The sequence below is a fragment of the Bacillus massiliglaciei genome, from assembly GCF_900098925.1.
GTDB lineage: Bacteria > Bacillota > Bacilli > Bacillales > DSM-1321 > Peribacillus > Peribacillus massiliglaciei.
The window spans coordinates 595,937-615,239 of sequence record NZ_LT622358.1; the positions used below are offsets into that span (position 1 = coordinate 595,937).

Below are 19,303 nucleotides of genomic sequence, written 5' to 3' on the forward strand. Positions count from 1 at the left end.
GGATGCAGACAGTTTTGTTTGTTTGGGGGAAACTTTGGGTATTCTAGTGAAAAGAGAAAGAGGGATGTGAAACATATGCTTTGGACAGTAGTTGGAATTTTGCTGGTTCTTTGGATTCTTGGAATCGTCTTTAAAATTGCAGCAGGATTTATTCATCTTTTATTGATCATTGCTGTAATTCTTATCATTATCAAAGTATTTACAGGAAGAAAAAGAAGATAGCCAACCATTAAAAAAACAGGAGGGGAAAATTAAAAAACATTTTCCCCTCCTGTTTTCTTCATACGCGCATGATCTTGCGGCATATGTATATTTTAATGTAACGATTACTGTCTATAATAATCCCAGATATTTAACGGAAGCTTCGGAACGGGTTTCCCTAGAAGATACTTGTGCATCCAGATTGCGGCCTGGGAACCGTCTCCCATAGAAATCGTTACCTGTTCGGAATGAGCAATCAAATCGCCGCCAGCCCAAACCCCTTCAATATTCGTTCCTTTTGTTCGAGGATTTACGACCACATGGCCGCTTTCCCTGCATTCAATGCCGATTTGCCTTGCAAGAGTATTATTTAGTTTATTTCCGCTGAACCCGGTAAACCCTTTCTCGCCATCAATAACTTGGCCATTCTCCAGTTTTACGCCTTTGAAATTTCCTTCTTTATCTGCTAAAACTTCCTTGACTCGCTGGTGATAGATCGAAATATTCTCCTGTGCCAGCTTATGAGTAAAGGATTCATCCATTTCACTGCAGTCATGATTCACATAAATTAATTTAGTTGAAAAATATCTAAGGACCAGACTGATTCCTGCACCATGATTACCGCCGCCAATAATAATCGTCTGTTTATCATTGATTTCATAACCGTCGCAGTCTGGACAGATATAAATAGATTTTCCGAGGCATTCTTTGAAATTTTTGATGTCAGGGAAGCGATCGGTGATGCCGGTAGCTAAGAAAATGGTTTTGGCGTCCAATTCTTTACCGTTTTTGGTTTGAATATGAAAGCTGTTATTCAGCTTTTCTAATGAAATCACTTGATCATTAAGAAAAGAAACACCTGTTTTTTTTGCGTGCGCACGCCCTAATTCCCTAAGTGTCTGCCCGCTTACGCCATCTGGATAACCTAATATATTATGATAGCCCTTCGTTATGGTTGAACGGCCCTGTTCAGAGTCGACAACGGTTACGGTATGGTTGTATCTTCCTAATTGGATGGCTGCCTGAAGTCCTGCAATGCCGCCGCCGATTATTACAGCGTCTTTCTGCTGCATGCACTCACCGCCTTATTTGTTTATAGCTAGTTTTTTTCATACAAAGGAAAATATACCACATGTTAGAAATTACTAAACGTGTTCAGTCATTAGAAGTACCGGTCATATAAATATCCTCTCAGTGTCGTAAGATTGTCAAAATAGCAGAGCTCGAGATCGTTTTCTTTCGCGTATACTGGGATATAATAAGGACTTTTAGAACATGGCGGGATGAAAGGAAAGGGACCAAATGACAGAATTATGGGAACAGGCAGTTGACTTTATTTATACAAGCTATCAGGAAATGGGCCGCAGTAAAGCAGAAGCGGATGACAGGGCAGAAGAAGTGAAAAACCAAGTGGAAAGAGAAGGTACATATACCCATACGTATGACGAACTGGTGATTGGTTCCAGGATGGCGTGGAGGAACAGCAATCGCTGTATCGGCCGGTTATTTTGGGATAAATTACATGTGTTCGATAAAAGAGAAGCCGCCAGTCCGGACGAAATCAAAGAGGCACTCTTCCATCATATCTCCTATGCGACTAATAATGGCTCTGTTCTTCCTGCTATCACGATTTTTAAGCAAGAAACAGGCCCGAAAGATAAAATCAGGATTTGGAACCACCAGCTCATTCGGTATGCTGGTTACGAAACGGATCAGGGGATCATTGGAGATCCGGATTCCGTTGTTTTAACAAAAAAATGCATCAGTTTTGGATGGAAACCGAAATTTAATGCATTTGATGTTCTTCCATTGCTGATAGAAGTGGACGGGGGCCAGCCGGCCATATTTGATATTCCTCAGGAGCTTATTAAGGAAGTCCATATGGAACACCCCGAATTCAGCTGGTTTAAGGACCTGAGGCTAAAGTGGTATGGAGTGCCGTTCATTTCCAGCATGAAACTTGAAATCGGCGGCATCAACTATACGGCTGCCCCCTTTAATGGCTGGTATATGGGAACAGAAATCGGTGCAAGGAACTTTGCAGATGCGGACAGATATAATCTTCTTCCTTTAATAGGAAAGAAAATGGGACTCGATATTGCGAGAGATTCAACTTTATGGAAAGATAGGGCTCTCATTGAATTAAATGAAGCCGTTCTGTTTTCCTTTAAAAAAGAGAGGGTCAGTATTGTAGACCATCATACGGCCGCCAAACAATTTCGAAAGTTTGAGGAAAATGAAGAAAAATGCGGCCGTGACATCACGGGTAATTGGGGCTGGCTGATTCCGCCAATTTCCCCGGCTGCCACGCATATTTTCCATAAGCCATATAAAAATGAAATAAAGTCTCCAAACTTTTTCTACCAGTCTGCCCCTTATTAAAATCTGCGTTTGAAGCATAGAGAAAAAGGGTATCTTTAAGTAATCCGAGAAAAAGGAGGAGAGAGAAATGCCTTTAAGCAAAACATTAGGTTCTTATGTGTTACTCGGCGCAGGTGTTGCAGGAGTCTTCTATCTTTCTGAAGAAACGAATAGAGATAAGATGCGTTCCCTCTTCCAAAAGATAAAAGATAAAGCAGAAGGGCTTTATTCGAACAGCCGGACTGATTTCAAGGACGGTCTCAACAAAGCAGGTCACCCCGATCCGTATGATCTCGGAGATTCATCGATGGTGGATGAAGGGGCCATGTACAGTGTTCACTACTTTAATGAGAAGGTTCAGCAATAGGGAAAACGTCCAGTAAGCTGAACTGCACCCCAATTGTTAGACACATCTAACAATTGGGGTGCAGTTTTTTATATGGCTAAATTTACAGCACGACAGAAAACACAAGCTGTACAGAGGTATTTAGGAGGAATAGAGGGACAAAAAACTATAGCTAAGTCCATTGGTGTTCACCCATCAGTATTACTTAATTGGATTCATCAGTATAATCATCATGGAGTGCGTGCATTTGAAAAATGCTATACAACTTATACGGCAGAAGATAAACTGAAAGTACTTGAATATATGAATGAACAAGGGACGTCAATCCGTGAAACCGCTGCGTTATTCAATATTTCTTCTCCTTCTACCATCAGTCAGTGGCGAAGCCAATATGAAGCAGGAGGAGTAGACGCCCTTATAACAAAGAAAAAGGGGCGTCCATCTATGGGGAAAGAAAATAAGAAACCATTTGAAGAAGGGTCGTTAGAGGCTTTAAAGGCAGAAAATGAACGGTTACGTGTGGAGAATGCCTATTTAAAAAAGTTGAGAGCCTTAGTTCAGGAAAAAGAGGAATTAGCACGCAAGAAAAAGCGAAAGTAGTACACGAACTAAGGGCAGAATGTAACTTAAAGCTACTTCTATCTGTCGCAAATATCGCAAGGAGCACTTATTATTATTGGATAAACGCCTTTCGGCGTCAGGATAAATACGCAGAGATCAAGCCTGTCATTGAAGAAATCTTTCATTCACATAGAGGAAGGTATGGATATCGACGAATTACTTTAGAATTGCGTAATCGGGGGATTAAGGTGAACCATAAAACAGTGCTTCGGTTAATGAATAAGCTGGGGTTAAAATGTATGGTAAGGATGAAGAAATATCGTTCTTACAAAGGCAAGGTGGGAAAGGTTGCGCCTAATCTACTCCAAAGGGATTTTAAGGCCACCAAGCCTCATGAAAAATGGGTGACGGACGTGACGGAATTCCATTTATATGGTGAAAAATTGTACCTATCTCCCATCCTTGATTTATTTAATGGAGAAATCATCGCCTACCAAATAGAGTCACGTCCTACCTATTCGTTAGTCCACAAGATGTTGGACCAAGCCATCAAGCATTTAGAATCAGGAGATACACCCATTCTCCATTCAGATCAAGGTTGGCATTATCAAATGAAATCCTATTCCCAATCCTTGAAGACACATGGCATTACACAAAGTATGTCCCGAAAGGGAAATTGTCTCGATAACGCCGTTATAGAAAATTTCTTTGGGCTACTAAAATCTGAATTACTTTATTTACAAGAGTTCGACAGCATGGAGCATTTCAAACAAGAACTAGAGGAGTATATCCATTATTACAATCACCAACGTATTAAAACGAAATTAAAAGGCATGAGCCCGGTTGATTACCGAGTTCATGCCCTCAAGGTTGCCTAACTAAATAAAGTGTCTAACTTTTTGGGTTCACTTCAAAGCCCAGGGCGTTTTTTTTTACGGAAGAATAACAAGAAAATATGAGGTTATTGTACTTTTTTAAAAATAGAATTAATATAGAAGAATCGAATGAAAGGGAGTGATACCATGAATGGCAGTCCATGCGACCCTGAACCCAGTAAAAGAAAGAAAGGGGCTTTTAATCTGACCGTCAAGGATTGTGGCTTCGTGACCTATCCTCTCTGCCTAGACTAAAAAGCTTCCTTATATAAAGGAGGTAAAATAATGATAGAAATTTTTAAATCAGATGAGAACAGGAACATATCTGTTCTTGAAAACCTGGAAAAGGGCTGCTGGGTGAATGTAACCGCCCCTACTGAAAGCGAAATTCAGTATGTATGCCAGGCATTGGATATTCCTTTGGATTTTCTTAAGGACCCACTGGATGATGAGGAACGTCCCCGGATTGAAAGAGAAGAGGGGGCGCTGCTGATTATCGTTGATTACCCTTATATCACCAGAGATGAAACAGGGACACCGGTTTATGAAACAATCCCAATCGGTATTATAGTGACTGAAAATCATTTCCTCACAGTATCTCTTAAGGAAACACCTATCCTGGAAAATTTCAAAAAAAATAAGATTAAGCTTTTTTATACACAGAAAAAAACAAGGTTTGCCCTGCAGCTATTATTTGAGATTTCATCCTATTATTTGAGGTATTTAAAGCAAATTAATAAGATGACCAATGAAGCTGAAAGAGAACTTCACCAATCCATGAAAAACAAAGAACTTTATACATTTCTTGGGTTGGAAAAAAGTTTGGTCTACTTTACCACCTCTTTAAAATCGAATAAAGTAGTCCTCGATAAAATTTTGAAATTTAATTATTTGAAAATGTATGAAGAAGACAAAGATCTTCTTGAAGATGTCATGATTGAAAACACTCAGGCCATTGAAATGGCAGAAGTGTATACATCCATTCTTAGCGGCATGATGGATGCCTTCGCATCCATTATTTCTAATAATGTCAATAATGCCATGAAATTTTTGACCTCTGTTACGATTATTCTTACATTGCCAACAATGGTGGCAAGCTTTTACGGCATGAATGTGAAACTGCCTTTTGCAGAGAATCAATGGGCTTTTATTTTCACCTTGCTGATTGCTATCACATTAGCCGGAACGACAGCTTTTATTTTTTGGAAGAAGAAATATTTTTAAAACAAAACCGGCCTTATGGCCGGTTTTGTTGAGAGTGAAGGTTAATTTCCATTTCGGGTGGACGCTTCCCGCGGGCGGGGCCGAGCCGCTTCCTTCGCTGCGCTTAGTCCGGGGTCTCGACTTTCCGCTTTTCCAGCTGGAGTCGCCCCCTCAAAAGGATCAATGTGCGATGTGACGATTGATCAATTAGGGTTCCTGAAGACTGTAGTAAGCAATCCCGGGTCAGCCGTTGATTTTCTTCATCTACCCCTTGATTGAAAAACCTATATTTATCGGTCGTTCAAATATCACCCCCGTCGTTTTGCTTACGTTTCATCAAAATACTCTTTGAAAGAAGGGGTGAGAGGCGCTTCATTCTTTTCTCTATAAGGGTTTTCTTCAACTGTGCTGTCGGGATCAAGATTGGTTTTGATCACGAGTTTCGGACTGTCAGAAGGTTCAATATACATTCTGTCTCCTGATTTTTCGGCATTCCGCCGATGAGCATTCGTTTCTTTCATCCATTATCACCTCAAGTTTAATTTGCAGCTTCTTGAGCAGACTATTCATGTTATTTCATTTGCTTGGGAAGTGTAAAGTTAGAAAGGAGGAGGACAATAATGAAATGGAATGATCAATCAGCCCCGAACAATCATCATTTGCCGGAGGATATGAATCATCAAGCCGAGGCTGCACCAGAAGGTAAAATGGATCCAGAGCAATTACAGGAGAGAAAAGTGGAAAAAGACGTAAGAAGGCAAAATTTTTAGAGGCAAGGCAGAAACAGAACATTCATAGCATGGGATAAAACCATAGTAAGCAAAGATTCTTGTTGTAAGGATTGAAGCGGAAGGGGGGCAGTGCGTTTGCTTGCCCCCATTGAATACATAACATAACGGCAATCCAAGCAGCGATAACTAAAAAACCGCAAGGACAAAAAAATCAGCTTCAAGAAAAATCTGTACTGTGCTTCAACAAATCTGCAATAAGCATGTTGAAGCATTCGGATTCTATTTTATACACTTTTTACCCAAATAAAGAATTTATTTAGGTTTACACTTTGAGCAATTCAGAATCCGCCTTTATTTCATATTTAAAAAGGAGCCTTAAGACTTTTTTTGCTTTTTTCGTGCAGAAGAAGCTGTATGGCTTCCCGTTTCTTTATTCGTTGTGCCCTGTCCTTCAATTTGTGATGAGCCAAGTCCGATCGTGGACGGATCTTTTTTGATTTTTCCGTTCATACGTTTCACCTCCCATTTTACTTTTCCGGTTTCCTGCTCATTCTATACATACTTTGACATGCTGCAGGAAAGCTTAGCTATATAGGAGGTGGGAAATGTGAACAGAATCGGAGTAGAAGAATCATTGACTAATGTTCAGGACGCTTTGCGCCAAAGAGGCTATGATATTGTAGAATTGAAACAGGAATCAGATGCAAAAGGGCTGGATTGCTGTGTAGTGACAGGGCTGGATTCCAATATGATGGGGATCCAGACAGCTTCCTTACAGGGTTCCGTCATTGAAGCATCCGGAATGTCGGCAGACGAGGTATGCGAGGAAGTAGAACGAAAAATGAAAATGTAGACCAGATAGGCACCTGAAGATTACACTTCAGGTGCCGTGCTTTTTTCGATTAGAGGTGAAAGCTCAATTATTACGTTGCCGCGCACGGCTTTAGATATCATGCACGTTTCTTCCGCTTTTATCATAAGCCGCTTTGCTTTTTCCTCTTCTTTCAATGAAATCCCACTGGAAAGTTTTAAAACCGGCCGGTGAATAATTTTTTGATATGTAAAAACGCCGTTTGTCACATCGACATATGCCTCAGATTCCATTTCTAAGCTTTCTTTTTGGATCTTCGCCCGTTCCAGCATGGCTGCAAGCGTAATAATATAGCAAGTTGCTGCAGCTCCTAAAAGCATTTCATCAGGGTTTGTTCCGATACCTGGTCCATCCATTTCCTTCGGAATACTTATTTGTGTCCTAAGATTTTCAGCAGCAATCATACCGATTCCATTTCTTTCACCAGGCCAATCAGCCTGTAATTTGAATTTGTGAATTGTCATTGTATTTCCTCCTTTATCACTCATTGTAAGACATGATGCTGGAATTGTAATGTAAAACAAATTGGAGTCTCTTGAGGAATTGATTTGACAAAGCACTTCCAATCAGTTATCTTTAATTCGAGATATATAATCTAAAAGTATTAAAAAACCTAATCAATCCATTTTAAATTTGCGGTGTCAAAGATGGGTTTGCTGATGGTTTTATAAACAGCGGGGGCTGTGGGTCAAGAAATGAGCACTGAATGAACAACTCTTTATTGAAGAGAGAATTTTTGGCCTTTTGCCTGTACAGGAAGAGAGTGCAGCCGTTCAGATATTTAAAGGAGGATACATGATGAACATGAAACATTTTTTTAAAAAAGGAAAAGAAGATGGTCCTGTGATGCTGCTTCTGCATGGTACCGGAGGAACAGAAAAAGATTTAGAGCCCTTAGCAGAAATGATAGCTCCTGGAGCATCTGTTTTAGGCGTTAGGGGCAATGTGCTTGAAAACGGGATGCCTCGTTTTTTCCGCCGGCTTGCAGAAGGGGTTTTTGATGAAGAGGATTTGAAACTCCGTACTGCCGAGCTAAATGATTTTTTGGAAGAAGCTGCATCAGAATATGATTTTAATCGAGATAATGTTGTAGCGATTGGCTACTCAAACGGGGCAAATATCGCAGCCAATCTTATTTTTCAATATGAACATGCATTGAAAGGAGCCATTCTGCATCACCCGATGGTCCCAAGGAGAGGCGTGCAATTGCCGAAACTTACTGGGCTGCCTGTATTTATGGGAGCAGGTGTAAATGATCCAATTTGCCCGTCAAGTGAAACAGAAGAACTTAAAAGCCTTCTGGAGGAAGCAGGTGCACAGGTGGAAGTGAAATGGGAAAACTACGGACACCAGCTAACACGTTCAGAGGTAGAGGCAGCTGCCAGGTGGTTTAAGGGAAAATTTTAAGGTGAGGATGTAGAAAAGAAGGGAACCTGCAGGGGAATCCTTCTTTTTAATGAGTTCTTTCAGTCATCTGCCCATTTCAATTCATAATCCTCTCTGGAGTGAATATATTAGTTAAGTATTTTCGAATTGGGGGTCTAACATGACAAAAGGAACGCACAATAGGGAAATATCCGTTCAGAAAAAGGATGTATGGGATTTTGTCAGTTCTATGAATAACTGGGCGCCGCTCGTTCCCGGTTATATTCAACACGACGTTCTGAATGAAAAAGAATCAACCTGGGAATTTAAAACGGATCTTGGATTGTTAAAGAAAAAGATAAAACTTATGGTTCGGATTACCAGCTGGGAGGAACCGGATAAAGTAACATTTGACTTGATTGGGATGAATGAGAACTTTTCTGGGTCCGGATTCTTTCTCTCTGAATATCATACAGACCAAACCACTAAAATGACAGGCTGTATTGAGATAGAAGCGAAAGGACCAAAAGGACCGTTAGCTAACTCCTTGCTAAAATCCTATGTTCCAAAGCTCGCGGCCGAACTGACAGAGGCTGTAGCTGCTAGAATGGAAGAACTGCTGAAAGATAGGCAGGAAGAATTATGTGAGAAACCGGATGGAGTGAAGTGAAAGCAAAAAAAGTGCGGATGTTTATGTCCGGACTTTTTTTGTTATACGGTGGGATGTAGGTTTGGGAAACTGAAACTTTTTGCTCAATTGTCCAGTTTTTGGTGATTATTCAGAATATGGTATTTATGAAAAACAGTGTAAAGGTAGGGAGCCAATCTCTTTTTTATTACTGATTTGCATGGTATTCTATAGAAGCGCTGAATGTACGGCAGTTTGAATAAAGGCAGAAGAGAATATTTGTTTCTTCATGAAAGGTTTGAATTATGCAAATTCCAGAATTAACTTCCATTCTTCTAGGTCTCATATTAGTTTTAAATATATTATTTGCCACCATTATTATCTTTTTTGAAAGAAAAGAGGCCAGCACGTCCTGGGCTTGGCTGTTAGTACTGAATTTTCTTCCGATTGTCGGTTTTATTTTGTACTTGTTTTTGGGCAGAAGCCTCAGGCACGCTCATTTATTCCAATGGGAGGACAAAAGAAAAGTCGGGATTGAGGAGATCATCAGCCGGCAGGTTCATGATCTGTCGCAGAACCATTATCCGTTCAGGCAGATGCATACAAGAGAATACAGGGATTTAATTTATATGAATCTGCGTTATAACGGGGCAGTATTAACGGAAAATAATGAAGTGGAAATTTTCACGAACGGAAAAGAAAAGTTTGATCAGCTTTTTAAGGACATTGATAATGCCAAAAATCATATACATGTTCAGTATTATATTTTTCAAAGAGACGAGCTGGGCAAAAAATTAGTTGAATTGCTTACAAAAAAAGCAAAAGAAGGTCTGAAAGTCAGAATTCTATATGATGAAATGGGTTCCCGGAAAATGACAAAGGGCTTTTTTAAGGAATTTCGGGCTGCAGGTGGAAGAGTAGAAGCATTTTTTCCTTCCAAATTAAAATTTATCAATCTGCGTTTGAATTTCCGCAATCATAGGAAGCTTGTGATCATTGACGGCGAAATAGGCTATGTAGGCGGTTTTAATGTCGGTGATGAATATTTAGGATTGGATCCGAAATTCGGCTATTGGAGGGATACGCACCTAAGAGTAAAAGGATCTTCGGTGTATGCAATCCAAACTCGGTTTATTCTTGATTGGAATCAAGCCTCCGCTGATTATGATATTGTTTATCAAACCTATTATTTTCCGCCCGTAAAAACAGAGGGCCATTCAGGAATGCAAATTGTCACGAGCGGACCGGATTCTGATTGGGAACAAATTAAATATGGATATATCAAGCTGATATCTTCAGCAAAAAAATCAATTCTTATTCAGACGCCGTATTTTATACCGGATGCCAGTTTATTGGAGGCTGTCAAAATTGCCTGTCTTTCCGGAATAGACGTGAAAATCATGATTCCGAATAAGCCTGACCACATTTTTGTTTACTGGGCAACTACCTTCTATATAGGTGAGATGCTGAAGGCGGGTGCCAAAGTATATATTTATGATAATGGGTTTATTCATGCCAAGACAATCGTTGTAGATGAAGAAGTTTCTTCTGTTGGCACTGCAAATATTGATGTGAGAAGCTTTAAACTGAACTTTGAAGTGAACGCGTTTATTTATGACCAGGAGATTGCCAGAAATTTGTCTCAAATATTCCATGAAGATGTTGGACTTTCTAAGCAGCTGACCTTGGAGCAGTATAAAAAAAGGCCGCGTTGGATTCGGATTAAGGAGTCATTGGCAAGACTGCTGTCTCCCATTTTATAACTTTGTTGATAAGGAGAAGAAGCTCATGAATACATTTATCATTACAGGAGCATCCAAAGGGCTTGGAGCAGAAATTGCGAAACAATGCTTTCATACAGAAAATCATTGCCTGCTTGTGTCAAGATCATCGAATCCGGATATGGAGAAGCTGGCAAGTGAACAGGGAGCAAAGCTTACTTTCATTAAGGCAGACTTATCAAATACATCAGAAATTCCTTTGCTTATGGACAAGCTGTTTTTGGAAGTTAATGAGAAAAGCGATTCAGTCTGTTTAATTAACAATGCAGGCCTTGTGGAACCAATTAAGACGGTCGGAAATTTGCCTCATGTAAGTCTTGAAAAAAGTATGGATGTTAATTTTCTTGCCCCCGTCATTCTGATGGACTGTTTTATTAAAAAAACGGAAGGAATGGAGTGCAAAAAGGTGATCGTCAATATTTCTTCCGGGGCTGCGAAAAACCCTTATCAGGGCTGGTCTGTATACTGCAGCACCAAAGCGGGTCTTGAAATGTTCACAAGAGTAGCCGGGGCAGAACAGGAAACAAAAGACTATCCGGTAAAGGCGATTTCTTTTTCACCGGGAATTATGGATACTGGGATGCAGAAAACCATTCGATCTGCCGATTCCGATGATTTTTCCGACAGTGAAAAGTTCCGGGATTACAAAACGAAAGGGCTGCTGAGAAAGCCCGAATTTGTTGCCCAAAAATTAGTTCATTTGATTATGAATGATGAACTGGAAAACGGTAAGTTTTATGATATTAAAGAATTCATCTGACTGCCTTGTTTTCGTTCTGAAAATTTTGCCTGCCTCATCTGACCGTAAATAAATCGTTCAGTGATGGGATAAAATAACAGCAGCTGAATGGTGCCTGAATCACAATGAGAATGATTGAAGGCGCATTACAATGGGTAACTCCAATAGAAAAAGGAGCTGTTTGAAAAATGGGCGAAGTCTTTCGATTATTGAAACAAGGAAACAAGTCAGCATTTATAGCAAGCATTATTAATACAGTTATTGCTATTTTAAAGGGAACTGCCTATTTCTTCACGGGGAATGTAGCGATGTTTGCTGAGACTCTTCACAGTATCGGCGACGCGGCAAATCAATTTTTTGTTTTTATAGGTTCTGCTTTAAGTAAAAAAGCGCCGACGGAACGTTTTCCTGAAGGATTTGGACGGCTGGTTAACTTAGTTCTTCTTGGAGCCGTTCTTATTGTCGGCATCATGTCTTATGAAACAATTGTGGAAGGCTATCATCATATTCTTCATCCGGCTGAAACAAGCGGGCTTGTCATTAATCTTAGTGTACTGGCGATTGCTGTTCTGCTTGAATCCTTTGTTCTTTTTAAAGCAATGAAGGAAGTAATCCATGAAACGGGTTCAGATGCCAAGGGGCTTGCTGTAACATATAAAAGTTTCGCTTTGCTAAAAAGAGCCAAACCGGCTACAAAACTAGTTTTCATGGAAGATTTGGTTGCAACAGGCGGCGGAGTGCTGGCCATTATTGCTATTTTGCTTGCACACTTCACTCCCTTTAAAACAGCTGAAGGTTTTGCTTCCATCATGATCGGGATTGGGATGTTTATTGTAGTTGGAAAAGTATTTCTGGACAATGCAGCAGGGGCAATTGGAGAGTCGGACATAGATATGAAAAGGAAAATCGGCAGCCTGGTGATGGCAGATACCGATGTAAGGGATATTCAAGAAATTACCGTTTTAAAAGAAGGCGAAAGTTTTCATGTTGAGCTTGAAGTCGAATTGGATGCTAATATAACAATTGCAGAGGCGGATGATATTAAGGACAGGCTCGTTACGGCTATTACTAAGGAAAAAGGGGTGACCGATGTAATAGTTGAGTTTGACGAACATGATGGAGTCTCCATGTGGGAGACCAAGATTTTGGCTGAGATGAATGCAAAGGAAAAGGGAAAAGCGTAAATAAGGCGATTCAGTCTTTTGTTGATTGATAAAAGCTTGAAATTTGCCTATAATTCACTTATCCCCATTAGAAAGGAATACGTAGATGATTCGTCGTTTTTATTCGTACTACAGGCCTCATAAGAGGTTATTCATGATTGATTTTTTGAGCGCCATCATAGTGGCGCTTCTTGAGCTGGCCTTTCCAATGGCAGTGCAATGGTTTATCGATACACTGATTCCGGGAGATGATTGGCCTAAAATCATCACAGTAAGCATTTTATTGCTTGCAGTGTATTTATTAAGTACGTTCCTTCAGTACATTGTCGGTTATTGGGGGCATATGCTCGGTATTAATATTGAGACTGACATGAGGCAGGAACTGTTTGAGCATGTACAGAAACAATCTTTTTCCTTTTTTGATAATCGGAAAACAGGCCATATTATGAGCAGGATTACAAATGACTTGTTCGATATAGGGGAGCTTGCCCATCACGGGCCTGAAGATATTTTTATCGCTTTTATGACGTTTATCGGTGCCTTCTGGATTATGATGACGATCAACATCAAGCTCGCTCTTGTGTCCATTTGTATTTTGCCGTTATTAATTTTGCTCATTGTTTTAAGCAATCTAAAGATGAACAAGGCCTGGGGGCGAATGTACACTGAAGTTGCCGATGTCAATGCCAGAGTAGAAGACAGTGTCTCTGGAGCGCGGGTAGTTCAATCGTTTACGAATGAGCAGCATGAAATAGGGCTCTTCAGAAAAAATAACCGCAGATTCAGAGAAGCCAAGCTGCAAGGCTACAAGGTGATGTCATTCAGTCTTTCAGGCATTTATATGATGACACGGATTATGACTCTTCTGGTTCTAGTCGTAGGGGCCTGGCTCAGTTTCCATGAACAGCTTACATACGGAGAACTTGTTGCATTCGTTTTATATGTAAACGTATTGTTCAAACCAGTGGATAAAATCAGCGCTATTATGGAACTGTATCCTAAAGGAATGGCAGGTTTCAGAAGATTTGCAGAGCTGCTGGATGTGCAGCCTGATGTGAAGGATAGGAAAGATGCCATTCAAGTTGAAGCTCTTCACGGTGACATTCAATTTAAAGATGTCAGCTTCAAGTATGAGAATAAGAAATCTGTCTTAAAGGGAATCAACCTGGATATTAAGGCAGGAGAGACAATTGCTTTTGTCGGTCCTTCTGGAGCGGGAAAAACAACGATTTGTTCTTTGATCCCAAGGTTTTATGATGTGAACTCAGGTTCGATTCAGATCGACGGGATTGATATCCGCGAGATGACAACGAAATCACTGAGGTCTCAAATTGGCATTGTACAGCAGGACGTTTTTCTTTTCACAGGCACCCTTAAAGAAAACATCGCTTATGGCAAGCTGAATGCAACTGAAGAAGAAATTCGCGATGCTGCCCGCAAAGCCCATATGGAAGAGTTTATTGAGAAATTGCCGGATGGATATGAAACGCAAGTCGGAGAACGGGGATTAAAACTATCCGGAGGGCAAAAACAGCGGATTGCAATAGCTAGAATGTTCTTGAAAAATCCGCCGATTCTTATTTTGGATGAAGCAACTTCCGCCTTAGATACAGAAACAGAGATGCTGATTCAAGAATCACTGAATGAACTGGCGCAAAATAGAACAACGCTTATTATTGCCCATCGCCTTGCTACAATTCGCAATGCTGATAGAATCATAGTCGTGACTGAGAATGGAATAGAAGAAGAAGGCAGCCATGAAGAATTAATAGAAAAAGGAGGGCTCTTTGCCCATCTGCATGCTGTACAATACCAACGCTGAGAAAGCGGGGACAACTTTAAAAATCAAATTTCTCTCTGAGAAATTTGATTTTTTTAATTATGCTGAAGCGAGGGAGTTGGCGTGGCTCAAGTCTGCTGTCTCTCCTTTTGCTGTTCGTAAATTAACCTCGATTCCAATTGTAATAATCTGCTTCTGGACCAGACTCTTATTTAGTTAACGGGCAAACCTGTTTTTAATAACAGATTACATAAGCTAAAGGCAGGTGAAAAGTATAAAAAGTCTAGGTTCCGCTTCCAGGTATTACCTTCGATAGAATTGTTACATATATGTTACCATTATTGCAATAATTATCTAATAGACCCATTCAATGTTAATGGAGGTGTTACTTATGGAACGAAGGGGCATTATGATTACTAATTTTATAGAAGACCTGGAAAAGTTTGAACAAGAAATGAAAACAAAATGGGGGAACATTGGAGAAGAATTCGATTCTAATCGCTTTATTGAGGAAATTACGATAAGATACCGGAAAAATGCTTGTAAATTAAAAGATTCTTTATACATACAAAAAAGAATAGAAACTGAAAAATATAACAGCCGATTGGAGAAATTGAATTGACCAGTACGAATCTGTGCTTCCGACCTCAATCATTGTATATCTATAAAGGTCTTGGTAAAATGAAAGGATAAGATGTGAGTAGGAGTGTGGACTAAGAATGCAAGAAGATAAAACAGCAGGAATCCATTTAATCCCGCCAAAAGGGAACTTTATTCGTTTTATGGATGAAGAACATTATATCGAAAAAGGAATTGAATGGAAATTATTCACTGGCCGCTCCGTTAAAAAGGAACTGCTATATAAAAATGGCCATATACATAAAAAAGTAAAAGCAGCTGGATATGAGCAATACGGTGACGGACAGGATACAATTGTTATTGAATTTGAAGATGGCTCACTCAGCTGTATCCATCCTGCCTATTTAAAAGAAATGCAAAGCAAAAATTTTGGCAAGGAATTGCTGAGCGGTGAAGGCAAAGAAAAAGCAGAAAGTGTTTCAGATGTTTCGCCAGATACGCCTGAACCGTCCAAAGTCATACCTGAAAAGAAAGGTAAGGAAAAACCGAAGAAGAATAAAAAACAGCCCAAATTAGATTTGCCAGCTGAGAAAGTTCATTTTAAAGCATCCGTCAAGGAATTCTCAGCTAAGATGAATCATTTTACCGGTGAGGAAGATGAAGTCATTTTATTGGAAAAAGTGGAGATTGTAACGGAACCTTTGCTTAATATAGGAGACGCATGGTGCAGTTTAAGTAAAACGTTAAAGAAACTTGAACTTGAGGAAGGAAATGAACTGGAGTTTGATGGTAAAATTGTTGAAAAAAAATATAATAAAGAGATTATTTACAAAATCAACAATCCATCTAAAATTGTAAAAAAGGCGGGAGAATGACCTGCCTTTTTTTTAAGGATTTTGCAAATCGTTCCGCTTTACAAAATCCTTTAAACTTGTTATAAATTGTTATTAGCGATGCAAAATCAAAGAGAAACGTAAGGGGGAGTCGAATGAAATTCCGAGTTTCAGCAGTTCAATATAATCTTCAGTCCATCCGGTCATTTGAGGATTTCGCCAAGCAATGTGAGCACTATGTAAAGACGGCGCAGGAATTTGGGGCTGAATTTGTTTTATTTCCAGAATTTTTTACAACACAGCTGCTGTCGATTGGCAGTGAACAAGGAATGGATCTAACGATTCAGGAACTCCCTGGTTTTACTGACTCATATATCTATTTGTTCAGAAATCTTGCTGTGAATTCAGGGATGCATATTATTGCTGGAACCCATGTTATACAGAAGGAATCGAAATTATATAATGTAGCGCATCTTTTCTATCCGGACGGAAGAGTGGGCGAGCAGGCGAAACTGCATATGACTCCTACAGAACTTTATGAATGGAAGATGTCACCTGGTGAAGATCTGCATGTGTTCGATACGAAAAAAGGCCGGATTGCCATCTTGACTTGTTATGATATTGAATTTCCTGAAATCGTAAGAATGGCAAAAGCTAAGGGCGCTGATGTTATTTTCTGTCCTTCCTGTACGGATGATCGCCATGGTTTTCATCGGGTAAGATATACAGCACATGCTCGAGCAATTGAAAATCAAGTATATGTTGTCACAACAGGAACGATCGGTTCACTTCCGACTGTAGACTTCATGCGGGCCAATTTTGGGCAGGCTGCTGTCATTACCCCTAATGATATCCCATTTCCTCCTAAAGGGATCATGGCAGAAGGTGAGCTGAATACGGATATGATCATTACGGCCGATTTAGATCTTGAGCTTCTTTTTAAAGTTCGTAAAAAAGGATCAGTCACGACTTGGAGAGACCGAAGAACCGACCTGTACATCGATTGGGAAAACACCCCGGTCTAATACCAGCCTTACACGCTGACTTGAAAAAGTCAGTTTTTTTATTTAACCCTGGAAAATGAGGAAGGTTTGACCTAACTGAAAGAAATTTTTACAATAGAAAGCATGCAATGTCAATAATAGAAGGGCGGTTAGAATATGGGAAAAGACATAAAGATGGTCGCATTGGATATGGATGGAACTCTGTTAAATGAAAAAGGGGAAATATCAGATGAAAATAAAAAAGCAATTCGGCTGGCAAAACAAAAAGGGGTAGATGTTGTATTAAGTACAGGAAGATCCTATTCACGCTGCAGCGACCATGCAAAGGCGCTGGAATTGGACTCTTATTTAATTACTGTTAATGGTAGTGAGATTTACGATCCGTCGGGGAGTTTGATTGAACGGAATATTGTAGATACAGATTCTATTCAATGGCTCTGGCAATTAAGTCAGCAGCACAAGACCTATTTTTGGGCGATTAGCTGTGACAATATATACAGGGGCAGTATGCCGGATGAAATCGGACAATTGGAATGGCTTAAGTTTGGATTTGATACGGAAGATCAAAAGGTGCGTGAATTAATTCTTGAAGAACTTAGAAAGAAGGGAACATTCGAGGTTAGCAATTCAAGTCCGACAAATATTGAAGTAAATGCACTTGGAATAAATAAGGCAAAAGCACTGCAGAAAGTGTGTGAATTAGCAGGGATTCATTTAAATCAAACGATGGCCATGGGAGACAGCCTTAATGATATAGCCATGATAACAGAAGCAGGTGTTGGTGTAGCGATGGGCAACGCACAAGAAACTGTCAAAAATGCTGCAGACTGGATCACATCAACGAACCAGGAAAGCGGAGTAGCGAAAGCACTCTACAAATGGGTTTTGTAAAAAGAGCTGCAAAGTGACATCTATTTATTGGAATAATTCATTGAAATTTCCAGTTTTTATTCGTATCATTATTATAGAGTTATAATAATGCAATACAAAGGAGGGCATTTCATGAAGAAGAGTATTCCTGAACGATGGTGGGACCAATTAGTCCTGCCTGCCATTTCGGCGCCCATGTTTTTAATATCAGGTCCTGAATTGGTGAAACAATGCTGTCTTAACGGAGTTGTCGGTTCTTTCCCTGCCCCAAATGCAAGGCCTATTGAACTGCTTGATCAGTGGATGGGGGATATTAATCAATCCCTTATCGCTGCTCGGGATAAGAGTCCAAGCAGCAACATCGCTCCCTGGGCTATGAATATGGTCGTTCACAGCTCTTACAGCAGGCTTGAACAGGAGCTTGAACTTGTTAAAAAGCATCAGCCGCCGATTCTCTTAACTTCATTAGGGTCCCCTAAAAAAATAGTGGATGAAGTACATAACTATGGCGGTCTTGTATTCTCTGATGTCAGCACGGTTGCTTTTGCCAAAAAAGCTGCGGAAGCAGGAGTTGACGGGTTAATCCTAGTAGCGAGCGGAGCGGGAGGCCATGCTGGGGAGATTAATAGTTTTGCTTTTGTTGAAAGTGTAAGAACATTTTTTGATGGAATCATTCTGTTGGCAGGAGGAATTACCACAGGGAGCGGAATTTTGGCTGCCCAGGCCGCAGGAGCAGATTTGGCTTATATGGGAACGCGTTTTATTGTAGCTGAAGAGAGTCTGGCACAAGAAGATTATAGACAGATGCTCATAGATTCCACTCATGAGGACATCATATTGACCGATGCTTTTTCCGGGGTAAACTGTAATATGCTTAAACCAAGCATCGTCAAGGCGGGAATGGATCCAGAACAATTGATCAAAAAAGAAGATATTAATTTTGATGATATGTCAAAAACAAATGACTCTAAAGCCTGGCGTGATATCTGGTCAGCAGGACATGGAGTAGGATCCATTCAGGGAATAGATACTGCAGCGGGGATAATTAAGCAACTGGAGACGGAGTATTATGATGCACTTGAACAGTTGAATACAAAAGCAGAAAAGCTAAAAGGCTTAAAGATCTAGAATGTTAATCGTTGGATTTTTTGTAAGCGTTTAATATGAAGTTGAAACTACCTCCTAACTAGTAGATTTTACTAACAGCAGGAGGTAGTTTTTGTTGGTACTATTTATATAATGTGATTAATGTTGAACAGGTAATTTAGCAATAAAAATTTCCCCATCACTTGAACTCTTAATTCCATGTTGTACGGGTAATTTAGCTTCAGCATTGTCTAGTTTGAAAGTAAATGAAAAAGTAATTATTGTAAGAATGGTAAGAGTGCCTAGAATCCATTTTCTCATATATT

Annotated in this window: 23 protein-coding genes; 18 read left to right on the forward strand and 5 right to left on the reverse strand. The window is 39.9% G+C overall.

All coding sequences use genetic code 11. The features are described from left to right. The first annotated feature begins 75 nt into the window (after window positions 1-75). A complete protein-coding gene (locus tag BQ4305_RS11330; protein WP_110927879.1) occupies window positions 76-222 on the forward strand; it encodes a lmo0937 family membrane protein in 147 nt (48 codons plus the stop codon). Between the two features lie 104 nt (window positions 223-326). Here BQ4305_RS11330 and BQ4305_RS11335 read toward each other — a convergent pair whose 3' ends face one another. Continuing rightward, window positions 327-1,274 (reverse strand): NAD(P)/FAD-dependent oxidoreductase, encoded by a 948-nt coding sequence (locus BQ4305_RS11335; RefSeq protein WP_110927880.1) that lies wholly within the window; start codon window positions 1,272-1,274, stop codon window positions 327-329. A gap of 229 nt (window positions 1,275-1,503) precedes the next feature. Here BQ4305_RS11335 and BQ4305_RS11340 point away from each other — a divergent pair, with 229 nt between their 5' ends. The 4 genes from BQ4305_RS11340 (at window position 1,504) to BQ4305_RS11355 (ending at window position 5,568) form a co-directional block, all read left to right on the forward strand. Next, on the forward strand, window positions 1,504-2,583 hold the full coding sequence (locus tag BQ4305_RS11340) for a nitric oxide synthase oxygenase (protein WP_110927881.1): 1,080 nt from the start codon (window positions 1,504-1,506) through the stop codon (window positions 2,581-2,583). Between the two features lie 67 nt (window positions 2,584-2,650). Then, on the forward strand, window positions 2,651-2,929 hold the full coding sequence (locus BQ4305_RS11345) for a hypothetical protein (RefSeq protein ID WP_110927882.1): 279 nt from the start codon (window positions 2,651-2,653) through the stop codon (window positions 2,927-2,929). A 72-nt stretch (window positions 2,930-3,001) separates the two neighbouring features. Continuing rightward, a protein-coding gene (locus tag BQ4305_RS11350; protein ID WP_110927883.1) for an IS3 family transposase occupies window positions 3,002-4,347 on the forward strand; the annotation gives its coding sequence in 2 pieces (ribosomal slippage) (window positions 3,002-3,443 and window positions 3,443-4,347; 1,347 coding nt in all). Between the two features lie 282 nt (window positions 4,348-4,629). Next, the gene (locus BQ4305_RS11355; protein ID WP_110927884.1) at window positions 4,630-5,568 is read left to right on the forward strand and encodes a magnesium transporter CorA family protein; all 939 of its coding nucleotides are present in this window, start codon (window positions 4,630-4,632) and stop codon (window positions 5,566-5,568) included. 305 nt (window positions 5,569-5,873) lie between these two features. On the opposite strand, the gene BQ4305_RS11360 is transcribed toward BQ4305_RS11355, so the two are convergent. Further along, on the reverse strand, window positions 5,874-6,068 hold the full coding sequence (locus tag BQ4305_RS11360; protein ID WP_110927885.1) for a hypothetical protein: 195 nt from the start codon (window positions 6,066-6,068) through the stop codon (window positions 5,874-5,876). 99 nt (window positions 6,069-6,167) lie between these two features. Between BQ4305_RS11360 and BQ4305_RS21480 the strand changes: the two genes are divergently transcribed. After that, the gene (locus BQ4305_RS21480; protein WP_199880655.1) at window positions 6,168-6,317 is read left to right on the forward strand and encodes a hypothetical protein; all 150 of its coding nucleotides are present in this window, start codon (window positions 6,168-6,170) and stop codon (window positions 6,315-6,317) included. Between the two features lie 336 nt (window positions 6,318-6,653). Here the strand turns inward: BQ4305_RS21480 and BQ4305_RS11365 are convergent, their stop codons facing one another. After that, a complete protein-coding gene (locus BQ4305_RS11365) occupies window positions 6,654-6,788 on the reverse strand; it encodes a YuzL family protein (protein ID WP_110927886.1) in 135 nt (44 codons plus the stop codon). A 97-nt stretch (window positions 6,789-6,885) separates the two neighbouring features. Here BQ4305_RS11365 and BQ4305_RS11370 point away from each other — a divergent pair, with 97 nt between their 5' ends. Beyond that, window positions 6,886-7,131 (forward strand): YkuS family protein, encoded by a 246-nt coding sequence (locus BQ4305_RS11370; protein ID WP_110927887.1) that lies wholly within the window; start codon window positions 6,886-6,888, stop codon window positions 7,129-7,131. A 20-nt stretch (window positions 7,132-7,151) separates the two neighbouring features. Here BQ4305_RS11370 and BQ4305_RS11375 read toward each other — a convergent pair whose 3' ends face one another. After that, complete coding sequence (locus BQ4305_RS11375; RefSeq protein WP_110927888.1) at window positions 7,152-7,613, reverse strand: OsmC family protein; 462 nt, start codon at window positions 7,611-7,613, stop codon at window positions 7,152-7,154. Between the two features lie 340 nt (window positions 7,614-7,953). Between BQ4305_RS11375 and BQ4305_RS11380 the strand changes: the two genes are divergently transcribed. The 11 genes from BQ4305_RS11380 (at window position 7,954) to BQ4305_RS11435 (ending at window position 19,019) form a co-directional block, all read left to right on the forward strand. Further along, window positions 7,954-8,556: an alpha/beta hydrolase gene (locus BQ4305_RS11380; protein WP_199880670.1), complete on the forward strand. Its 603-nt coding sequence runs from the start codon at window positions 7,954-7,956 to the stop codon at window positions 8,554-8,556. A 139-nt stretch (window positions 8,557-8,695) separates the two neighbouring features. Beyond that, window positions 8,696-9,184: an SRPBCC family protein gene (locus tag BQ4305_RS11385; RefSeq protein WP_110927890.1), complete on the forward strand. Its 489-nt coding sequence runs from the start codon at window positions 8,696-8,698 to the stop codon at window positions 9,182-9,184. 263 nt (window positions 9,185-9,447) lie between these two features. Further along, window positions 9,448-10,905, forward strand: coding sequence for a cardiolipin synthase (gene cls / locus BQ4305_RS11390; RefSeq protein WP_110927891.1), 1,458 nt, complete (start codon window positions 9,448-9,450; stop codon window positions 10,903-10,905). Between the two features lie 25 nt (window positions 10,906-10,930). Further along, window positions 10,931-11,683, forward strand: a complete 753-nt coding sequence (locus BQ4305_RS11395) for a (S)-benzoin forming benzil reductase (protein ID WP_110927892.1) — start codon at window positions 10,931-10,933, stop codon at window positions 11,681-11,683. A gap of 167 nt (window positions 11,684-11,850) precedes the next feature. Continuing rightward, a complete protein-coding gene (locus BQ4305_RS11400; protein WP_110927893.1) occupies window positions 11,851-12,846 on the forward strand; it encodes a cation diffusion facilitator family transporter in 996 nt (331 codons plus the stop codon). Window positions 12,847-12,931: 85 nt separating this feature from the next. Then, the gene (locus BQ4305_RS11405) at window positions 12,932-14,647 is read left to right on the forward strand and encodes an ABC transporter ATP-binding protein (protein ID WP_110927894.1); all 1,716 of its coding nucleotides are present in this window, start codon (window positions 12,932-12,934) and stop codon (window positions 14,645-14,647) included. 349 nt (window positions 14,648-14,996) lie between these two features. Continuing rightward, entirely contained in the window at window positions 14,997-15,227 is a 231-nt protein-coding gene (locus BQ4305_RS11415; RefSeq protein ID WP_110927896.1) for a hypothetical protein, read from the forward strand. A gap of 97 nt (window positions 15,228-15,324) precedes the next feature. Continuing rightward, window positions 15,325-16,059, forward strand: a complete 735-nt coding sequence (locus BQ4305_RS11420; protein WP_110927897.1) for a hypothetical protein — start codon at window positions 15,325-15,327, stop codon at window positions 16,057-16,059. Between the two features lie 113 nt (window positions 16,060-16,172). Then, the gene (locus tag BQ4305_RS11425) at window positions 16,173-17,042 is read left to right on the forward strand and encodes a carbon-nitrogen hydrolase family protein (protein WP_110927898.1); all 870 of its coding nucleotides are present in this window, start codon (window positions 16,173-16,175) and stop codon (window positions 17,040-17,042) included. Window positions 17,043-17,177: 135 nt separating this feature from the next. Next, window positions 17,178-17,912, forward strand: a complete 735-nt coding sequence (locus BQ4305_RS11430; protein ID WP_110927899.1) for a Cof-type HAD-IIB family hydrolase — start codon at window positions 17,178-17,180, stop codon at window positions 17,910-17,912. Between the two features lie 111 nt (window positions 17,913-18,023). After that, window positions 18,024-19,019, forward strand: a complete 996-nt coding sequence (locus BQ4305_RS11435) for an NAD(P)H-dependent flavin oxidoreductase (protein ID WP_110927900.1) — start codon at window positions 18,024-18,026, stop codon at window positions 19,017-19,019. A gap of 117 nt (window positions 19,020-19,136) precedes the next feature. On the opposite strand, the gene BQ4305_RS21485 is transcribed toward BQ4305_RS11435, so the two are convergent. Then, window positions 19,137-19,298, reverse strand: coding sequence for a hypothetical protein (locus BQ4305_RS21485; protein ID WP_199880656.1), 162 nt, complete (start codon window positions 19,296-19,298; stop codon window positions 19,137-19,139). Window positions 19,299-19,303: the final 5 nt, after the last annotated feature.

Coding starts and splice junctions, on each gene's coding strand:
- BQ4305_RS11385 (WP_110927890.1), top strand. CDS start 8,696: ATGACAAAAGGAACGCACAATAGGGAAATATCCGTTCAGAAAAAGGAT.
- BQ4305_RS11355 (WP_110927884.1), top strand. CDS start 4,630: ATGATAGAAATTTTTAAATCAGATGAGAACAGGAACATATCTGTTCTT.
- BQ4305_RS11425 (WP_110927898.1), top strand. CDS start 16,173: ATGAAATTCCGAGTTTCAGCAGTTCAATATAATCTTCAGTCCATCCGG.
- BQ4305_RS11435 (WP_110927900.1), top strand. CDS start 18,024: ATGAAGAAGAGTATTCCTGAACGATGGTGGGACCAATTAGTCCTGCCT.
- BQ4305_RS11415 (WP_110927896.1), top strand. CDS start 14,997: ATGGAACGAAGGGGCATTATGATTACTAATTTTATAGAAGACCTGGAA.
- BQ4305_RS11405 (WP_110927894.1), top strand. CDS start 12,932: ATGATTCGTCGTTTTTATTCGTACTACAGGCCTCATAAGAGGTTATTC.
- BQ4305_RS11420 (WP_110927897.1), top strand. CDS start 15,325: ATGCAAGAAGATAAAACAGCAGGAATCCATTTAATCCCGCCAAAAGGG.
- BQ4305_RS11365 (WP_110927886.1), bottom strand. CDS start 6,788: ATGAACGGAAAAATCAAAAAAGATCCGTCCACGATCGGACTTGGCTCA.
- cls (WP_110927891.1), top strand. CDS start 9,448: ATGCAAATTCCAGAATTAACTTCCATTCTTCTAGGTCTCATATTAGTT.
- BQ4305_RS11380 (WP_199880670.1), top strand. CDS start 7,954: ATGAAACATTTTTTTAAAAAAGGAAAAGAAGATGGTCCTGTGATGCTG.
- BQ4305_RS21480 (WP_199880655.1), top strand. CDS start 6,168: ATGAAATGGAATGATCAATCAGCCCCGAACAATCATCATTTGCCGGAG.
- BQ4305_RS11340 (WP_110927881.1), top strand. CDS start 1,504: ATGACAGAATTATGGGAACAGGCAGTTGACTTTATTTATACAAGCTAT.
- BQ4305_RS21485 (WP_199880656.1), bottom strand. CDS start 19,298: ATGAGAAAATGGATTCTAGGCACTCTTACCATTCTTACAATAATTACT.
- BQ4305_RS11330 (WP_110927879.1), top strand. CDS start 76: ATGCTTTGGACAGTAGTTGGAATTTTGCTGGTTCTTTGGATTCTTGGA.
- BQ4305_RS11360 (WP_110927885.1), bottom strand. CDS start 6,068: ATGAAAGAAACGAATGCTCATCGGCGGAATGCCGAAAAATCAGGAGAC.
- BQ4305_RS11400 (WP_110927893.1), top strand. CDS start 11,851: ATGGGCGAAGTCTTTCGATTATTGAAACAAGGAAACAAGTCAGCATTT.
- BQ4305_RS11430 (WP_110927899.1), top strand. CDS start 17,178: ATGGGAAAAGACATAAAGATGGTCGCATTGGATATGGATGGAACTCTG.
- BQ4305_RS11345 (WP_110927882.1), top strand. CDS start 2,651: ATGCCTTTAAGCAAAACATTAGGTTCTTATGTGTTACTCGGCGCAGGT.
- BQ4305_RS11395 (WP_110927892.1), top strand. CDS start 10,931: ATGAATACATTTATCATTACAGGAGCATCCAAAGGGCTTGGAGCAGAA.
- BQ4305_RS11335 (WP_110927880.1), bottom strand. CDS start 1,274: ATGCAGCAGAAAGACGCTGTAATAATCGGCGGCGGCATTGCAGGACTT.
- BQ4305_RS11375 (WP_110927888.1), bottom strand. CDS start 7,613: ATGACAATTCACAAATTCAAATTACAGGCTGATTGGCCTGGTGAAAGA.